15 protein-coding genes are annotated in these 18,113 nt (G+C 51.8%); 14 read left to right on the top strand and 1 reads right to left on the bottom strand.

The features are described from left to right. Positions 1-10: 10 nt before the first annotated feature. From traN to OR1_RS03265, 11 genes are read left to right on the top strand one after another with little or no spacing between them, the layout of a single operon-like run. Entirely contained in the window at positions 11-2,668 is a 2,658-nt protein-coding gene (traN, locus tag OR1_RS20535; RefSeq protein WP_052440224.1) for a conjugal transfer protein TraN, read from the top strand. Next, complete coding sequence (locus OR1_RS03310; protein ID WP_041969922.1) at positions 2,665-3,321, top strand: hypothetical protein; 657 nt, start codon at positions 2,665-2,667, stop codon at positions 3,319-3,321. Before traN ends, OR1_RS03310 begins: the two co-directional genes overlap by 4 nt. Continuing rightward, positions 3,318-3,788 carry a hypothetical protein gene (locus OR1_RS03305; RefSeq protein ID WP_152609790.1) on the top strand — a complete coding sequence of 157 codons (471 nt, stop codon included), beginning with the start codon at positions 3,318-3,320 and terminating at the stop codon, positions 3,786-3,788. The genes OR1_RS03310 and OR1_RS03305 overlap by 4 nt, the downstream gene beginning before the upstream one ends. Further along, on the top strand, positions 3,766-4,794 hold the full coding sequence (locus OR1_RS03300) for a TraU family protein (protein WP_041969920.1): 1,029 nt from the start codon (positions 3,766-3,768) through the stop codon (positions 4,792-4,794). Before OR1_RS03305 ends, OR1_RS03300 begins: the two co-directional genes overlap by 23 nt. Further along, positions 4,770-5,753: a type-F conjugative transfer system pilin assembly protein TrbC gene (locus OR1_RS03295; RefSeq protein WP_041969918.1), complete on the top strand. Its 984-nt coding sequence runs from the start codon at positions 4,770-4,772 to the stop codon at positions 5,751-5,753. Before OR1_RS03300 ends, OR1_RS03295 begins: the two co-directional genes overlap by 25 nt. A 22-nt stretch (positions 5,754-5,775) precedes the next feature. Continuing rightward, a complete protein-coding gene (locus OR1_RS03290) occupies positions 5,776-6,168 on the top strand; it encodes a hypothetical protein (protein WP_041969917.1) in 393 nt (130 codons plus the stop codon). After that, positions 6,146-6,640 carry a S26 family signal peptidase gene (locus tag OR1_RS03285; RefSeq protein ID WP_041969916.1) on the top strand — a complete coding sequence of 165 codons (495 nt, stop codon included), beginning with the start codon at positions 6,146-6,148 and terminating at the stop codon, positions 6,638-6,640. Before OR1_RS03290 ends, OR1_RS03285 begins: the two co-directional genes overlap by 23 nt. An 11-nt stretch (positions 6,641-6,651) precedes the next feature. Next, positions 6,652-6,903, top strand: coding sequence for a hypothetical protein (locus OR1_RS03280; protein WP_041969915.1), 252 nt, complete (start codon positions 6,652-6,654; stop codon positions 6,901-6,903). A gap of 9 nt (positions 6,904-6,912) precedes the next feature. After that, positions 6,913-7,653: a hypothetical protein gene (locus OR1_RS03275; protein ID WP_041969914.1), complete on the top strand. Its 741-nt coding sequence runs from the start codon at positions 6,913-6,915 to the stop codon at positions 7,651-7,653. After that, positions 7,631-11,239: a conjugal transfer protein TraG N-terminal domain-containing protein gene (locus OR1_RS03270; protein WP_041969912.1), complete on the top strand. Its 3,609-nt coding sequence runs from the start codon at positions 7,631-7,633 to the stop codon at positions 11,237-11,239. The genes OR1_RS03275 and OR1_RS03270 overlap by 23 nt, the downstream gene beginning before the upstream one ends. A 3-nt stretch (positions 11,240-11,242) precedes the next feature. Beyond that, positions 11,243-11,557, top strand: coding sequence for a hypothetical protein (locus OR1_RS03265; RefSeq protein ID WP_041969911.1), 315 nt, complete (start codon positions 11,243-11,245; stop codon positions 11,555-11,557). On the opposite strand, the gene OR1_RS03260 is transcribed toward OR1_RS03265, so the two are convergent. Further along, complete coding sequence (locus OR1_RS03260) at positions 11,548-11,913, bottom strand: hypothetical protein (protein ID WP_041969910.1); 366 nt, start codon at positions 11,911-11,913, stop codon at positions 11,548-11,550. The two genes, OR1_RS03265 and OR1_RS03260, sit on opposite strands and share 10 nt — an antisense overlap. A 464-nt stretch (positions 11,914-12,377) precedes the next feature. On the opposite strand from OR1_RS03260, the gene OR1_RS03255 reads away from it, so the two are divergent. From OR1_RS03255 to OR1_RS03245, 3 genes are read left to right on the top strand one after another with little or no spacing between them, the layout of a single operon-like run. Further along, a complete protein-coding gene (locus OR1_RS03255; RefSeq protein WP_041969909.1) occupies positions 12,378-13,478 on the top strand; it encodes a DNA cytosine methyltransferase in 1,101 nt (366 codons plus the stop codon). After that, positions 13,471-16,437, top strand: coding sequence for an ATP-binding protein (locus OR1_RS03250; protein ID WP_052440223.1), 2,967 nt, complete (start codon positions 13,471-13,473; stop codon positions 16,435-16,437). The genes OR1_RS03255 and OR1_RS03250 overlap by 8 nt, the downstream gene beginning before the upstream one ends. Continuing rightward, entirely contained in the window at positions 16,430-18,103 is a 1,674-nt protein-coding gene (locus OR1_RS03245) for a response regulator receiver domain (protein ID WP_041969906.1), read from the top strand. The genes OR1_RS03250 and OR1_RS03245 overlap by 8 nt, the downstream gene beginning before the upstream one ends. Positions 18,104-18,113 lie beyond the last annotated feature (10 nt).

Below are 18,113 nucleotides of genomic sequence, written 5' to 3'. Positions count from 1 at the left end.
CAGCAACATCATGTGCGGCCAGGATCTCAACAATAACGGCTATGCGGCTGATCCGGGCGAGGTGGCTAACTGCATTCAGACGGCTCAAGGGCAATTCTGTCCGGTAGGCTCCACTGAATGCGTGGAGACCTATACCGCTCCGGTCTGTCCGGGGGGCTCAACCCTGGAGCCAGCCCGTGACATGTGCCAGGCAACGGCTCAAAACGTATGCGGCAGCGTTTACAGCTGGGATGCAGGTATCGATAAATGCACCAAGGCTGTTGTCTGTCCTGAAAACGGCACATTTAATCCAGCAACTGACCGGTGCGAAAAACTGGTTCAAAACGATTGTCCCGTCGGCTACGCCTATGATGGTAACCCGGCAAGCCCCACCTATGACCGCTGCGTCAAGTCGGCAGCCTGCACTGATGGCGGAACGTTCGTGGCGGCAAAGGACCGGTGTGAAAAAGCCTGGATGCCGGTGTGCGATACTGCCAACGGTTATTCCTATAATGCCCAGACCGGTGTCTGCCAGCGGGCGCCGATCTGCACCTATGGCAGCTACAATGCTCAATACAATCTCTGCGTTCAACCCATCGTACCGTCCTGCCCAAGCGGCTACGGCTACAACAGCACCCGTGGACGTTGCGAAAAAACTCCGGAATGCCCGACAGGCACAACGTACAACGTTGTCACAAACAAGTGTGACGCCATTACCAACGCCAGCTCGCAACAGGTCTTGTCCTGCAGCCCGCAATCATTTCTCTGTACATCGTATGCCGACTCCTGCTGCAACGTGAGCATTACCTGTCCCAGCGGTCCCCAGGGCCAGGTCAGTGTCGTTGCGAACTATTGCTGTCTTGGCTCTGACGCCATGACGATCCAGTCTCCTCTGGACCTCCTTACCAGAACGGAGCTGACCAGCACCGGCTACGCCCTGTCAGCCCTGCAATGCGACAGCGTTGGCAACTGCAGCTACTACTTCATGGATCGTTATTGCGACGGTTCTCCGGCCAGTGACTGGATGTTGTCCGGATCTTTCGGGATGTCCTCACCCCAGATGATTTGCCCTCCCGGACAGGCGCTCATCAATGGCAATCAGTGTCTGTCTGCCACCAATCCCACGTGTACCGGCGGCAATTTCGATCCCAGCCTGGATGTCTGTTGGATAACCTACTCACCAACCTGTAGCCAGGGGACATACGACAGCGCTTCAGGGCTCTGCATTCTCGCTCCTTCTTGTCCCAATGGAACGCTGAACAGTTCGACAGACCTCTGCGAGGCAACCACCACCAGGGATTGCGGCGCCTATTCGCTCGATGCAGCCGCCAATCTCTGTTATTCCGCCCCGGTGTGCGCCAACGGCGCCTATGACGCAAACCTCAATGTCTGTCAGGCCTCACTTACCCGGAATTGCGGCACGTACAACTGGAGCCAGGCTGATTTCAAATGCCTCCAGGGGATAACCTGTCCGCAAGATCCCGGTTTCTCTCGGGCAGCAACCACCGCTTACTCGACCACACTCGACAAGTGTCTCTCCGAAACCCAGCACGACTGCCCGGCAGGAACGACCTACATGCCGCTGCCCATCGGCAAATGCGAGGCGGTACCGATCTGTTCAGGGGCCGGGATCTATAACACGCAGAAGGACAGCTGCTTTGAGGGGTTCAATACCTGTCCACTCGGGACGCAGTACGCCTGCATGGAATATCAGAGCAAGATGCAGTGTTCCCCGAACCCCTGTTTCAATCCGGGAACTCCGGGAGCGGAGATAACCACCACCCTTGATGAATCAATGCTTCAGGACGACGGGCCTCGTGACCCCAATGGCCAGTGTCTCGGCCAGCTGTACATCTTCAATGGCAAGGCCTCACGCTGCCGGCCACCGGGGCTCAAGGTCGGGATGATCAATAACTGCTGCGAGAGTGACCAGGTCGCCTCCGAGGATACCGGTGGCAGCATCCAGGCAGCGGTACAAGGCATCCAGATGGCCTACGAGATAGGCCAGGTCGCCTATTACGGGAACGCCTTGGTGACCGGTGCAGCTCAGATTTCGGCCATATCGACCACCGCCACCGGAGCAGTGACGTCCATGACCGTGGTCACTGCAACCGGCACGACAACCACCCTCTCAGGGGCAGCGGCAACCGGCGCCTACGCTACCATGGCCAGCGGCGCCACCGGTGCATCAGCTGTCGGCGCCGGCTTGCAGGCGTATGCTGCGGCTCTCTTCAACCCGGCTACCATCGCCATCGCGGTGGTCATCCTGGTGGTCATGAAGGTGCTGATGGGAAGCGGCTGTGATCAGGGGGATATTCAGACCGGAATGCAGAACGCAGCCAAGGACTGCCATTACGTGGGGGACTATTGTGAGAAGAAATGGGCACTGGTGGGATGTGTACAGAAGGCGAAAAGTTTCTGCTGTTTCAACTCGAAAATGGCAAGAATCATCCATGAACAGGGGAGACCGCAACTGCATGCCTTCCAGCCGAACGGTGCCTGGGGGGTGCCGGAACAACCGAACTGCCGTGGCTTTACGCCCGATGAATTCCAGGCGCTGGACTTTTCGCGGATCGATCTCTCGGAATACTTTGACGACGTGCAGAAGGATCTGGCCACCAAAATCCAGGGATCGCAAGAGACCATCATGCAGAACATCCAGAACAAGTACCAGGCGACACCGAAGTGATCAGGCGGTCAGGACTGGCAGCGATTGCGATGGTAATTGGCGCTACGTCGGTGCAGGCCAAGGTGCTCGGTACCTTCGGCATGACGTACCGGATCTCGGAACGGGACGCCCTGGCCGAGATCGAGGAACGGTCCCGGCAGGTGGACTGGAACAAGGTCCTGGACAAGCGGAAGGTCGAAAACTACCAGGGGCCTCCGGACAGGATGAACCTGCCGCGAGCGAAACTGGGCCGGATCTTCCCGGTTGATATGACCTATACCACCGAGATCGACGTTCCCGACGGCAAGGGAGGGATTCTCTACCCCAAGGGGTACACCTTCAACCCGCTCGATTATGTGACCTACCCGAAAACACTGGTGGTCATTAACGGCAATGATCCGGAACAGGTCAAGTGGCTTGCCGCATCGGAGTATGACAAGCGGCTCGATGTGACGCTTCTGCTCACGGAAGGAAGCTTCGGAGCCGTGGCAAAGCGGGTCAGTCGTCCGGTGTTCTATGCCGACAGGAAGATCATCGAACGTCTCAAGCTGAAGGCCGTGCCATCGGTCATCAAACAGAATGGACGGTTGATGGAGGTAACTGAAGTGGCGCTGCCGGTCGGCAAGGCAAAGGCAGCATCAAGATCATCGCATGCCAAGAAAGGGAATCCATGAAGTCACTGCTAGCTCGATGTCTCGCCATGGCCGGCATCCTGGCACTCGGCGCCGGTTGCTCCCACGAATCCTGGACGACTGTTGAGGAAACCACCCGGCTGCCGACCGTGGCGGCTCCTATTCTTGCTCCGATCAACTGGGTAGCCAAGGCGGGTCGGGCATTGACCAGCGGTGCGTCGGAATCGGCAACGACAGAACGTGGCAAGCAGTTCGTCCTGTCCCGCAGGGTCATGGATAGCTTCAGTGCCGACGGAAAGATCATGGACCAGGTCCTGGCGATGCAGAACCGTTTCCGCTCTTTCGACTGGGGCGACATCTCAGCCGAACAGTCCCAGGCAAATGCAAAGCTTCAAGGTGGCAAAGGGGCTATTGGTCGGTATCCGACCGACAGCACGGTACCGGCAATCATCATCACAGACGAAGGGTCAGAGTTCAGGGTGCGGTATGAGGACGAACCAGCTGAATAACATCTCGATCATCACCATGGTCATACTTTTTCTGTCCGTAACGGTTGTCCATGCCGCCGGTGGGGCCTGCAAGGGAAAGGTGCTCAACCCGGTGACCGACATCTGCTGGCAGTGCATGTTTCCGGTGAAGATGGGCAGTGTTACCTACGGCAACGGCGCCGAATCAGCTCCCGGCAACATCACGTCGCCGGTCTGCGCCTGTCCGGACAGCAAAGGAATACTGATCATGGGTGTCTCCACCGCGTTCTGGGAGCATGCCCGCATGATCGAAACGGTCAAGGACCCGTACTGTTTTCCGGTAATGGGGACCGGCATGAATAACCCGAAACCAGGATATTCTTCCGGAGAGAATCGAAGCAAGGAGTATGGCGATTCGGACTTTGCTTTCCAGCAGGCCCATTACTACTATTTCCCGGCCTGGTCGATTCTGCGCCTCTTCATGGACTTCCCCTGCGCCGAGAACAAGGCATTCGACCTGGCCTATATGACGGAAGTCGATCCCATGTGGAATGACGACAGCCTGTCGTTCATCATCAACCCGGAGGCGCTTCTGTTCGGTAACCCGGTCTCGCAACTGGCGTGTGTTGCCGACAGCGTGGCCGCTACCGTGACCCAGCCGATAGATCCACTGTTCTGGTGCATGGGGAGTTGGGGCTCGTTCTACCCCCTGTCCGGCAGCATGATCGAAAACAACCCACTGAACGTGAATGCCGGCCTGGCAGCCCGGATGCTGTTCAAGCTCGGGCGGGAAACGCTTCTCTATGATACCGGCATCAACCAGTGCGCCAGCGCCGGGGTCGTGACGCCGATCCTGGTCAAGAGCAACTATCGTCTCCAGATAGCACGGCCGGTGCGAGGCAATGACTGCATTCCCATCGGCAGACCGTCACTCATCTGGGGAACGGCAAAAAACCCGCCCTTCGGCACGGCCAATACTTCACCGGACAATTTTCTCTGGTCTCTGACACGAAGGAGGGTCTGTTGCGTCGGTTATGCGCTCAATTGATACTGGCTGCCCTGGCCATTCCCGCAGTTGTTCGAGGAGACAATACCCGGCAGCTGTTCATCGATACGCCGGACGCCTGTTACCAGACGGAGCGCCAGGATGGAGAGAGCGTCTACCTGAAGGTCATCGGAACCTGTGCCGGCAAACCGGGCCGGGCTGTCATCAACGGCGACCGGCAGCGGGTGAAGGTCTTTGTTGGTGGGAAGCTCTGGAATGAGCAGCAGCCTCAGCCAATGGGCACTCCTGAGGTTTCGGCGGTGCTCGACAGTGCAAACCGGATGACCGGAACCATCAAAATCCCGGCCAATTCCGCCGAGCACGAGATGAAACAGGTGGCAGATCAGCTCAATGCCTACTACCGTTCCCCGGAGTTCCAGGGTCGGCTGAAGAGCGAAACGGAGCGGATAACGGGTGAACTCTTCGGTGATGCATCTGGCAGGTTCTATCCGGACAGCAAGGCTCAAGCTCACGGTAAGCTCGGCAGCGATGAACGGGTTTACGTCTTCATCTCATCGGCCATGCCGTTGCAGACAGTCAGGAACTATGCGGCTTCGGTGGCTCGTTTGCGTGACCCGAACGTTACCCTGGTCATGCGTGGTTTTGTGGAGGGGATGACGAAGATCCAGCCGACCATCAGGTTCATCGCATCGGTGCTGCAACGTGATGCGTCGTGCAATCCTGCAGATGGCGAGTGCAAGATGCTGCCGGCCAGCCTGGCTGTCGATCCGCTGCTGTTCAGACGGTACGGCATCGACCGGGTGCCCGCAGTTGTCTATGCCCGTGGCGTCAAGGCTGAGGATGCTGCCCTGAGCGAAGGCGATTCCAAGAACACCAGCATTACAGAGAACCATACCGTCTACGGCGATGCCAGCCTCGAATATCTGCTCGAACAGATCCAGAGGGAAACCGGCTCACGCACCCTGGCTGACCTGCTCCCCGCTTCGACCGGGAAGAACTGATTCAGGAAAGAGAGCATACCGAATGAACGATGTGAACAACATGGAGACGACCTCATCACATGAACAGCCTGAGAACAAGGTTGCTGTTTCGGCACCATCAACGGCACCAAAAGAGCAGCCAAAACAGCCACTGGGACTCATTCCCATTGTGGCGCTCTGTTTGGCGGTATCTTTTGGCGCATCTTTTGCCACCATTTTTGGCTATGACCGCTGGTATGCCCAGAAGATCGTGGCCGTTGACCTCAAAGGGTACATCGCCCAGCAACGGGACAACTACCTGGCCGGCAAACTGAATGACGACGAGCTGAAAAGGAGTTTCGACCGACTGGAGACCGTCATCACGGCCATTCCTAAAAACCGGGTAGTCATCATGGGTGACGCGGTGGTGCGCAATGCCGAAACCGTTAAACCTTGAGTTCCGAAACTGGCGGCTCTGGCTGGCAATCACAGTCCTGCTCGTGGCGGGGACTCTGCTTCCCTACAAGATCAGCGTCACCCTCACGCCATCACTCACGCATCGGGTCTACTGGCTTATTCGGTACCCGGACAAAGTGGTGCGTGGGGATTACGTCCTGTTCCGACACAAGGAGCTATCAGCCAGAATGGGGATTAAGAAATCGGATGACGTGATGAAGATCCTCGGTTGCAATGAGGGGGATCGGCTCACCGTCGACGCGGAGAAGAAGTTCTTCTGCAACGGTGAGTACCTGGTCCGGGCCAAGGACTTTTCCCTGAAGGGGGAACCGCTGCAACACTTTACCTTCAACGGTACTGTGCCCATAGGATTCATGTTTGTCATGGGGCAACATAAGGACAGCTACGACTCCCGTTACTTCGGCTTTATCGACAAGAGCCGCATCCTGGCGAAAGCCTACCCGATCTTCTGACTGGAGCTGCCGTGCCCATCGAAAAACTCAACCCGCTGCACTACATGGGGCAAGCGGAATATACCGGCTTCTGGCAGAAGCTCTTTGCCACGCTCCTCTATGGCTTTTGGGGACGCTTCTTCTTTGTCGCCCTGGTGGTCTCGGCATTCTGGGTCGGGGTGAGACAGCGAAACCCGACGCTGGCTGCCATCTGCCTGCTGCTGGCGGCTATTGTCGCCTATGGCGGCGGGGTCATGAACCTGGTCAGATCATTTACGGGATAGGAGGACGCAGTGTCGAAGGATAGCAACAGCTCACCGGATGTAATGCCGGTCCCCCAGAGCAACGAGATCCACCCGCGCGGGCTCCTCGAAGCAATCTCCTACATCGATCAGAACTTCGCCAACGAACTGGGAGGCTGCATGATCAAGGCCCGCTTCCTGACCACCAAGCAGCGGCTCGAATTCATGGAAGTGGGATTCAGGAGTTCCTTTGCCTCGGGGATCGTCTCGGCGCTACTGACCCCCGTGGCTATTGGCGTGATTGAGCAGTACATCCCCATGTTCGGTGATTCATCACCCACCTTCTTCGACAAGTTCAGTGCCTTCCTGCTGGCTCTCGGCTTTTCGCTGGGCTATGCCATCTTTATGGCCAAGGCCTCCACCTGCTTCATCGGTGAGTACACCCGGGCGATGGTACTGAATCTCTTGGGCGGCATGGTCTTCGGAGCCATCGTCAAGGCGGTACTGGCTTTCATCGCCTTCCACTTTCTCTATTTCAAGATCTTTACTGACAAGAACGTTTTGTGGGCGGTGGGTAAGCTCTATTACGCCAAGACTTCGCCGAGTACGGTCGCCTCGATCTACTACTGGGTACAGGGTTTCAAGGGGATCTTTCTCATCTCCGCATACTTCGTACTGGTATCCACGGCAGTGTTCATCATCATCCCGATTGTTGCCATGCTGGTCGCCTGGCAGCGTAACCGCAAACTGATTGCCGCAGGAGTTGTGCATGTCGATACGGACAACTTCTAGTATTGCCATCACTGCACTGTTGCTGTTGATTCCATCCATGGCCCTGGCCTTGGACATGGAATTCTATGTCTGGGGCGGTCACGACGCGGTGGTGAATGCCTTCAGCAAGCTGGCGCTGATCTTTGGCGACAATGCCTACAAGTCGCTTTATTTCGTGGTCATCACTGCGGGGCTCTTCTTCGGCGGGGTGACAGTCTTTGCCAAGTCGCTTGGAACCGCCAACGGTTCGGTCATGACCTGGATCGTACCGACCATGATCGGCATCATGGTCTATCTTGCCCTGGTTGTTCCCAAGGGGACCATCCATGTCTACGATCCGGTATTCAACAAGAACCAGGCGGTTGGCGGCATCCCCGATGGCGTGGTGGCGGTTGCCGGCATCCTGAACAAGATCGAACGGGGCCTGGTGGATATCGTCACCACTGCCGGAGATCCCCTGAATTACCAGACTCAGGCCGGCGGTAAAGGATTCCTGGGGCTCGCCCAGCTCACCAGCATTCCCTTGACGGCCATTGACAGCAATCTGGATGCCTCCATGCGGCGCTACGTCAAGGATTGCGTCTCCTATGCGCTGATGAATCCCAATGCCGGACTCACCGTGGATGAACTGCGTAAGACGACTACCAATTTTGTCGGCTCTCTGGACAAGGCGGTAAATCCCGCCATCTGGACGGTCTACTATGATGCTGCCAACCCGCAGGGGCAGGCGCTTACCTGTACCGACTCCTGGACCAGCATCAAAGCGGTGCTCACTCCGGCAAATCTAGGGAAGAACATCGAATCGGTTTGTGCCAATCTCGGCTATGACGTAAGCGATGCCGCCGCCATGGTCCAGTGCAAGACAGTGCTGAACAACGTCAATTCCGGCACCGGCCTTGGAGCGGCGAGTATCGACGATTTCCTGAAGCAAGCCTATGTCTCCCAGCGTTTGGAGGATATCTTCCGCAGCGGCAACGCTGCCGGCGCCACCAACTACCAGTTCTTGCTCAATGCCTCCGGTGCCATGAAGTCGGCCAACGAGTGGTTGCCGATCCTGAAGGCGGCACTCACTGCCATCGCCGTCGGTCTGCTGCCGTTTCTGGCACTCTTCATTCCCACACCGCTGATCGGCAAGGCTGTCGGGATTATCGCCGGCTTCTTCATCTGGCTGACCGCCTGGGGCGTAACCGATGCCATTGTTCACCAGTTTGCCGTGGACTATGCCAACCGGGCCTATGAGATGGTGCGGCAGAACAAGCTTGGCATGGATGCCCTCTACTTCTTCCCTGACCAGACCGTGAAGATTCTCGGCATGTTCGGCACACTCCGGATGAGCGGAATGATGCTGGCAACGGTTATCACCGGGATGCTGATCAAGTTCGGTGGTCATGCCATGGCAATGATGGCCGGGGGGATGGTCAGTCAAGTACAGGCTGCGGGTAACCGGGCGGTGCATGAAGTGGAAGATCCTTCCGGCAGAGCTTCGGCCATGCAGCGCAACGTCACGGCCATGCCGACCCAGGCATGGAGCAATGAGCATAGTTTTCAAGCCAGGCAGGCGCAGTCATTGGTCGGTATGTCCGGTAAGACGACCGCTTCCAGTGACATGATCCGGGATTTCGGCATGGAGTTTTCGAGCCGGATATCGGCTGACAGTGAACTGGGCAGGTCCATCGGCTTCGGTGGCAGCGGCAGGGCTATGCGGGAAAGCGGTCTGTCATCGTCGTATGAACTGAAATCATTTGACGGTCGGCTGGGACTCGACAAGTCTGCTGCGACCAAGGATGTGGTTTCAGGCAGCTATGGCGGCGACACTATGGCATTTGCCACGATGGGAGTCGCCAATGACCGGGCCCTGGCCAACGTCTTTGGTTCCGGTGAAAACTACGCCGGGTTCCTAACCGCCAACATGGACAAGAACGTCGGGCAGCTGCAGGGAGAGATGGGAGCCTACGCTGCAGCCAGGTCTCTCGGTTTCAATGGGAACTGGCGTGAGTTCAACGCCATGCGTTCTGAGGTTACCGCCCTTGGGGATTTTGCCAATGCCGATGCGGTGAACAAGATCGCAGATACCTACGGGGTCTCTTCCGGACAACTCATGCAGATGAATGCCCAGTTCCAGCAGGGCAAACATGCCTCAGAGGTAACCGGACTCTCAGATCAAATGGGAGGCCCGGTAGCCGCAGGTATGGAAGCTGGCCATGTCGTAGCAACAGAAACCGGGGGCAAGATCCAGGGCATCTATGCCGGCGGCGGTTATGACAACTACCAGCAGCTCACCAGCAATGATGTTTCAGGGAGGATTGCCCGCAATCAACTGGTTCACGCGGCAGCGGATCAGATGGTTGGCAGGATTGCTCCTCAACTCCGGAACGATCCGGAGATGTACAAGGACGGTCACCTGACCGAACGGGGTTTTGCCGAGATGCAGAAGGCGATGGAGGGCCAGAATATCAACTTCACGACAGCTGACGGCAAGAGTGCGGTCAATGTCGGCATGGATGGCGGGATCGTCAATTCGTCCGATTCCGGCACCGTTGCCAAAGGTGACAAGGGGCAAGCACTTGAACTGCAGAAGCAGCTTCGCTCTGCCGGATTCCAGAGTGCAGCCGCCCATGTCGCCAAGTTGTCCGGTCAGGCCTTCGACTACAAGGCTGACTATGACCGGAACGGCAACCTTGCGTCGTTTGCCATTGATCAGGGTGGTCGGGTGCAGAAATTCGATCTCGGTCAGAGCAAGACCGGAACTGATATTGAGCGTCTGGATCGGAACGTGTCGACCAATGACAAGGGGCTGAGGAAAACGGTTGGTGATTTTATCAAGACTGGCTACGAGAATCAGGCACTGAATGTCTCACGGAAGTCCGGTAGCTACATGATCCAGGCGGGCGGCAAGCAAATGATGGTCAATGGTGACTGGTATTACGCTAAAAACGATAAGACCGGCAAGATTGAGGTGGTAGGCGGATCATTTTCCAACGGGCTTGACGGCAACGTCCTCATGTATGCCAAGGACAAGGAAGGCAACCTGCACTACTCCCAGGTGCAGGGCAAGATGGACAAGAGCGGGAATCTGATTGCCGGGCATCGGTCAGAGATCACCGAAGACCAGTTTGTTCAATCGTCACAGCAAGGGGCGGCGGTGGTCAGTACGAGATCTGGTGGTGGGATTACCGGGAGTGTTCGAGCTGATGGCGGGGTCAAGGCGGATTATTCGAATTCACAGGTGGTCGGAACAAGGGTCGAATCGCGGCAGAATCTAGCTGGGAGCGCTGCATCACAGGAGTTCAAGGATGGTCGATCGATTGATGCCGGTACAGCTGCTACAACTATAGCTGTTGGTCAGGGGGCACTGCATGAGACTGCTGGAATAGTTGGGGATATTGCGAAGACCGTAGGCCCATATAAAGCTGCAGTAACAAAGCGAGAGGAAGCAGCAAATGCTGCTGCAAGCGCGGCGGAACGTGAGATAGCACATACCGCGGAGCAGCAAGCTCGAAATGTACAACAGCAGATGCAAAGAACCAGCAAAATTCTCCAACACCAGAGTAAAAGCTCACCACTCCCAAAAGGCGGTGGGCCACAGCCACGAGGCACAAGGAGGTAATGTGTGATTGAGAAGATACTATTCGTTTCTGACGGGATCATTGCCATTATGGGAAACGGGAATGTACCGTCTGGACAGATGGATAGCGTGGTTTTTGATCTGGCAGAATACGGGGTTGAACTTCGTGTCTCGGGTGTTCAAATACCTGTACCCGTTGAGGCTCTTGAGCACCTTGAGCAAGCAGAAGGCACGAATGTGCACTTCTACGAATCCGATCCCTATGCTCTTGTTGCATCTTATCGTGGTTGCATTGAAATCAGTCGAGACGAAATATTAAAATTGAAGGGGGCTTGGGAGTATATTCAGCCTCACCAGTGATGAAAGGAGGAAAGATCTTTTCTTCTTCGACGATCACGGAACAGTCGAAACGGAGTGCTATAAATTATCCAGTTCATGTACCACTCATATTCTGCAGCCGACATTGTTGGTCGCAGTTCTGGAGCAGCGTACCCATATTTTAGGAGCTGCCAAGCTGAAAGCCCTTTTAACGATCCGAGATAGAGACGTAAGTGAACACGGTCAAGGATTGTGTAACATAGCGCCAGAAATGAGATGCCAAGTGTCCAGTACCAAAATGACGAAAAAAAGAACAATCCAACTATTGCCCCCGCAAGAAAACAGGGGAGAACGGTTCCAACAGCCGATATAATGAACGCCTTGAATTTTTGTCCCATCGCACTCCCTCCTTTCATTTTCGGTCTGACTTCGATTGGATTTTCTCGTTAAGTTTGACCAGCTTCAGTTTGCTTGTCAACTCAATTAAATTTATAAATCGCCATTATATCAGCCTGTTGCATCACTCTGTCCAGATCGGACATTGTGCTATTTCCTCGACAACGTCGAATCTGATTTTTGCTTTTGCATATCAATTGACTTTAGAGGCTAAAAGATGTATTAAGTTGGCGTAATTTCATACGTTTATGGAGGAGTAAGACGATGGGCTCTAAGCCCTTCAAAATACTTTTGAACATTAAGCCGTCTGTTTCAGTGCATTACTGACGGGCGGCTTTTTGTTGATTAATTATTATGATAATTTAGTTGGCTCAAAAAAAATAATATAATGCGAAGAAATTTATTGCCTAAAGTAAATTTATCAAAAGTATCACCATAGACATACATATATTTGCATGGGACAGTAATGATAAAAAACAATGGAAATATAAACATAGCGGTCTATGACTTCTTCTGCGGTTGTGGCGGGACAAGCAGGGGGTTTCAGAAAGCCGGTATGGATATCGCTTTTGCACTTGATGTTGATCAGGATGCAAAAAGCACCTTTACCAAAAACTTTCCATCTACCGTTTTCTGCGATAAGAGCATCAAAGATCTTTCCGTTTCCGATTTACAGCATGTACTAGCCAAGCATGAGGATAGTTACAAACTTTTCTGTGGTTGTGCCCCCTGTCAGCCATTTACCAAACAGAATACAGAAAGCCGTAAGAATGATGAGCGCAAGGATCTTCTAACGTATTTCGGTGCTATCATAAAAGAGTGTCAGCCCGATTTTATATTTGTGGAAAATGTTCCCGGCTTGCAAAAAGTACCCAAACATAATGATGGTCCATTCCCCGCGTTCAAAAACCTTCTAGAAGAAATGAATTATAAACTCTCCTGTGGCGTTGTTGCCGCGCAAGATTATGGAGCACCGCAATTACGGCGGCGTTTTGTGCTATTGGCGAGCAAGCATGGTGAAATATCTATTCCTGAGCCCACCCATGGTAAAGGCCAGAATACTCAGTATAAAACCGTCTTTGATGCAATAGCCGATCTTCCGGTCATTGCTGCCGGTGAAAGTTATGCTGGTGAGGGTGTGCTAAATCACCGTGCCGCCATGTTGTCGGAGATCAACATGCAAAGGATTAAAGCTTCGGCTCATGATGGCGGCGGCCGGAATAATTGGCCGAGGGAGCTCCGACCTGAGTGCTATACCCGTACAAATGAAGACGGTACAACGCATTCCGGTCATACGGACTGTTATGGTCGCTTGTGGTGGAAAAAACCGGCAACTGGATTAACAACACGTTGCATCAGTTATTCAAACGGAAGATTCGGGCATCCAGAACAAGACCGTGCCATAAGCGTCAGAGAAGCTGCGCGCCTGCAAGGGTTTGATGATGGTTTTGAATTTTTCGGGAGTCTAAACTCCATGGCAAGACAAATAGGGAATGCTGTGCCTGTTGATCTTGCCTTTGTAATGGGAAATCATTTTATCAAGCACGTTGAGGCGATCAATGGCTAAATTTAAAACTCGCGCCCGAGCGGTTGACATGCTTGGACGTCAGCAAATTGCTGATGTTTCAACTGCCATAAGTGAACTTTTCAAAAATGCCCATGATGCTTATGCAGATCAAGTCGAAGTTGACTACTTCCGATCAGACAACTTGCTCGTCATTCGTGATGACGGAATCGGAATGACCAGGGACGAGTTTGAAAACCGTTGGCTTGTCCTGGGTACTGAAAGTAAGCTCGATTCAGCAGCACATAATGAGACGTTTAGACCAGCAGATAAGCCCAAACGGGCTATCATGGGTGAAAAAGGTATCGGTCGCTTGGCCATAGCTCTACTAGGTTCCCAAGTTCTAGTTTTAACAAGAGCAAAAAGAGGTCGTCGATTAAGTGATTTATCAATGTGCTTTATCCACTGGGGCCTCTTTGAAATTCCATCTCTGAACTTGGACGATCTTGACTTCCCGGTTATTGCAATACCTGGAGGGACTTTACCTAGCGCAAAAGAGGTTCGTGATTTAGTTAAACAAAATTTGCATCTTGTGAAATTACTTCAAAAAAAATACCCGCACTGTGATTTCACGACTGTTTTGGATGAAATGGATGACGTCCAAATCGACCCTGAAGATTTAAACGATTTTCTGGAAGGATTATCCTTAAGGGGGAATGGCGCCGGAACTCATTTTTTAATTACGCCGGCCAATGAAGAAATAAAGGCAGAAATAGAACGGGAACGGCAATCCCAAACAAAAGAATTCTCTAAGCTCCTGTTGGGATTTTGCAACTCAACGTTTTCTACAAAGACGTCATCACCGATGGAAACAACCTTTCGTTATTGGCCTTCAGATACTGTCCATGAGGATCTAATTGGGCAAGGAGAGTTTTTTACAAAACATGATCTTGAATGTGCTGACCAATACATTTGCGGGGAAATCAACGAATACGGCCAGTTTAAAGGAACCGTCCGCGTTTACGAAAAAGAATACGAGCATCACGTAATTTCATGGAATAGGGGCGCGGGGAAGGAAACATTATGCGGCCCATTCAGCATAGAATTCGGTTATCTCCAGGGCAACAAAAGCGAAAGTAACGCTGACCCGGACGACTACGTTAGAATCAACACCAAACTCGATCAGATCGGAGGCATCTACGTCTACCGCGACGGGATCAGGATACTACCTTACGGTACCACAGATTTTGACTGGCTAAACATTGAAACCAGACGGAATAGAGGAATGACTCACTACTTCTTTTCTTACAGACGCATTTACGGTGCAGTGTGTCTAACACGAGAAGAGAATGGCCGGTTGAAGGAAAAAGCGGGTCGTGAGGGATTTCAAAAAGACAAGGTATATCGGCAGCTTAAAGATATATTAGAGCACCTTTTTGTTCAGTTGGCTGCGGACTTTTTCAGGAAAGATGCTGACTTTGGCGAGTACTTTCGCGAAAGAAAAGCTGAGTTGGATCGATTGGAAAGCGCTCGCAAGAAGCGAGATAAACAAGTTGGCACAAAAAGAAAAAGCCTGACAGCAGCACTGGATTCGTTTTTCCAGAGTGTTTCTCAAAAGATTCCTGAAGCAGAAGTAGATTCTTTACGTCTACAAGTTCATGCACGCATGAAGTCCGCATCCAAAATGAAAAATCAGGATGAAGCTGCGGAAGAACTCCTTGAAGCTGAAAACGAGGCAAATCGACGTTTAGCTGAAATTCGACGCAGTTATCAGATTGCTAAACCAAGAGGCGTAGGGCTCACAAAACAGCTTGAGCGAGACTGGACAGCATATCAACGTGAGCAAGAACGTCTGGAAACTGAGCTTTTTTCGCCTTTCTCTAAGGAAGTCGCAGGAACTTTGGGCATAATGGCAGAAGAGGCACGTATCTATATTGATCAGCGCCGTCGCTTGAAAAGTTTGATTGATCAGGTTGCAAAGAATCGTGAGTCAGAAGTCAAATCAGAAGCCGGCTTGCTAGAGAAAGCAGCGACCGATACTCGTCGTGTGGCAATTGATACTGCCAGAACCGCGATTCAGGAGTTCAGAAACATTGTGAAAAAGGTGGAGATAGACTTCGCAGAGCAGGACTTTGTAGATATATCCCCGCAACATGCTGAAGAAATTCGGCAAATGTATGAGTTTCGTATTGAAGAGGTTGGACAAAGAAACACTGAATCGCTTGGACGGGTTCGTGAAATGCTCACAAGCATTGCTGAAAACATGGAGCAAAAAGCAGATACTGGTCACCTTGATATGGTTGAAGCCATGGATACAGAGTTACAAAATTTAAGGGAGCAAGCTGATACCGATGCAGAACTTGTTCAATTGGGTTTAGCTGTTGCCATAATTAACCATGAGTTCGTCGCTGCAATAAAAGGGATTCGGCTCAAACTCCGTGAGCTTGGTTCTTGGGCAAGGACAAATGCTGACTTAGTACCTCTTTATCAAGAAATAAGAACCAATTTCGACCACCTTGATGCGCATTTAAATTTATTCACACCGTTACAACGCCGACTGCAACGGAAACGGACGATAATCAAAGGCAGCGAAATTAACCATTATGTCAGGACATTATTCAGCGTTCGATTCAAAAGGCACGATATCGAACTAATAGTCACACCGGACTTTATTGACTCTGAGGTCCCAGGATTTCCATCAACAATATATCCTGTTTTCGTAAACATAATTGATAACGCAGTATTCTGGCTTAAAGATATTCAAGGGCTGCGAACTATTACCTTGGATTTTTCGGGAAATACCTACCTCATAAGCAACAACGGTCCAGGTATTCATAACAGGGATATAGAAGCGATATTTGAACAGGGATTCTCACGTAAGCCGGGAGGACGCGGGCTTGGCTTGTTCATCTCCCAAAAAGCTCTGCGAAAAGAAGGCATGGATTTGAATGTCGCGCAGATCGAAAGCAAAGAACGCGGGACTACTTTTGAAATTTTATGTCCGGGGGAAGTGGATGAGTAAAGCATCGACAATGGATAGCTTTTCACGAAATGCTGTTGAAAACTTTGTGCAAACTGTAGTTTTTGTCGATGACAAGATTTACGCGCCCTCACCCAAGGGAACGGTTATAGAGGAGAAGAAAGTCTCTGCTCCCAAAGTTAGAAAACCTGCCACAAAGAGTGTGGCGAAAAAACCCATCGACCTTGCAGTTTATGACAACGAAAAGCTTGAAGAAACAGCCACTTTTTCTCCCCACGACATTCAAGCCAGCTTTGCCAAAAAAAGAATTGTCTGTTCCTTGCATCAACCGATAAAAAGAAAATCAGTCGGAATAGAATCTGACACCTACAAGTTGTGTGCTTCCGCAGATATTGTAATTGTTGATTGGGATCTTTACGGAGATGCTGGCGAAAATGCCAAAACTCTTATTGAAAATTTGGTTCTTCAAAGCTTGGAAGAAGATCCTCACCAGTTACGACTTGTTTTGATATATACAGACAATCCAAACCTATTTGACATTTCAGACAGGGTTTCCGAAAGGCTGATAGCTAAAATTCCTAAAGGAATTGAATACAAAGATGCCGATAAAGGACTTGCCTTTCATACATTAAATGCCCGCGTCGTTGTGCTGGGAAAACCAGCGATAAGACTTGATGAGTTCAAACCATTTGAAGTGAGAGAATCTGAATTAGCAGACAGGGCTATTGCCGAATTCTGCAAGTTGACAAACGGAATGTTACAAGGCGGCATCCTGATGGGTCTTGCAACAATCAGGAAACAGAGCCGTAAAATTTTAACCAAGTTCCATTCAGGATTGGATGCAGCTTTTCTGACCCACCGTGCGCTGAGCCTTCCACATGAAGAAGCATTTGACCACATAACACCCCTGCTTGTTGCCGAAATCGAAGCTGTCCTTGAGGATAGCTTACCAACTCCATTAATTGATAATTCAAAAATCGAAAACTGGTGTAAAGAAAAGTGGATTCCATCCGGGCATGCAAAACAATTTATTTCTGAGGGGATTGATATTCATGAGTTTGCAAAGGATTTCTGCATAAAAGGAATGGCTATTGCTGACAATTATACTCCTGGAAATATATCTGACCTAGCTAAAACCATAAAGACCTTAAAAGAGAAGACTCCAAAATGGCCCTCCGTAGATGCCCCATCTTTCAAGATGCTGACATCCTATCTCAGCAAAGACTCTAGTGGTTCTGATCTCCGTGAATTGTCAGTTCTTATGAGTCAGCGCACATACTACGGAGATGGCCGTCATTTAACTCTGGGTACCATTATTCGAGAATCTGGTGGAGATAAACGTTACCTGATTTGCCTTCAGCCAACCTGTGACAGTGTCCGGTTAACAAAAGTATCAACGTTTCTTTTTTGCCTACTCTCAGTGGCAAAAGGAGAAAAAACAACACATATAGTGGGGAATGGCAAAGACTTTACCGACTTGATCTTTAAACCCGAGATTGAAAATTGCGTCACATTGACATTCAAGCCAAGTAAAGGGCTTGTTACCGCAAACAAGCTTGAATTTACTGACCACTCTGTTGGTCAGGGTTATCAATGGATCGCTCAATTGAAGCCAAAACATGCTCAACGAGCGGCAGAACAATTTGCTCGCGAGCTAAGTCGGGTTGGCCTTACTGAGTCAGAGTGGCTTCGATTAAAGACAAAATAGTGGCTCGGGA

The sequence above is a fragment of the Geobacter sp. OR-1 genome, assembly GCF_000813145.1.
Classification (GTDB): Bacteria; Desulfobacterota; Desulfuromonadia; order Geobacterales; family DSM-12255; genus Geoanaerobacter.
The sequence above is the reverse complement of the archived record's forward strand: the minus strand, read 5'-3'. Positions and strand labels throughout refer to the sequence as shown.

What these genes read in the sequence shown, in the direction of transcription:
- OR1_RS03250 (WP_052440223.1), top strand. Translation starts at nt 13,471, where the DNA reads ATGGCTAAATTTAAAACTCGCGCCCGAGCGGTTGACATGCTTGGACGT.
- OR1_RS03255 (WP_041969909.1), top strand. Translation starts at nt 12,378, where the DNA reads ATGATAAAAAACAATGGAAATATAAACATAGCGGTCTATGACTTCTTC.
- OR1_RS03285 (WP_041969916.1), top strand. Translation starts at nt 6,146, where the DNA reads ATGCCGAAACCGTTAAACCTTGAGTTCCGAAACTGGCGGCTCTGGCTG.
- OR1_RS03290 (WP_041969917.1), top strand. Translation starts at nt 5,776, where the DNA reads ATGAACGATGTGAACAACATGGAGACGACCTCATCACATGAACAGCCT.
- OR1_RS03245 (WP_041969906.1), top strand. Translation starts at nt 16,430, where the DNA reads ATGAGTAAAGCATCGACAATGGATAGCTTTTCACGAAATGCTGTTGAA.
- OR1_RS03305 (WP_152609790.1), top strand. Translation starts at nt 3,318, where the DNA reads ATGAAGTCACTGCTAGCTCGATGTCTCGCCATGGCCGGCATCCTGGCA.
- OR1_RS03300 (WP_041969920.1), top strand. Translation starts at nt 3,766, where the DNA reads ATGAGGACGAACCAGCTGAATAACATCTCGATCATCACCATGGTCATA.
- OR1_RS03260 (WP_041969910.1), bottom strand. Translation starts at nt 11,913, where the DNA reads ATGGGACAAAAATTCAAGGCGTTCATTATATCGGCTGTTGGAACCGTT.
- traN (WP_052440224.1), top strand. Translation starts at nt 11, where the DNA reads ATGTGCGGCCAGGATCTCAACAATAACGGCTATGCGGCTGATCCGGGC.
- OR1_RS03270 (WP_041969912.1), top strand. Translation starts at nt 7,631, where the DNA reads ATGTCGATACGGACAACTTCTAGTATTGCCATCACTGCACTGTTGCTG.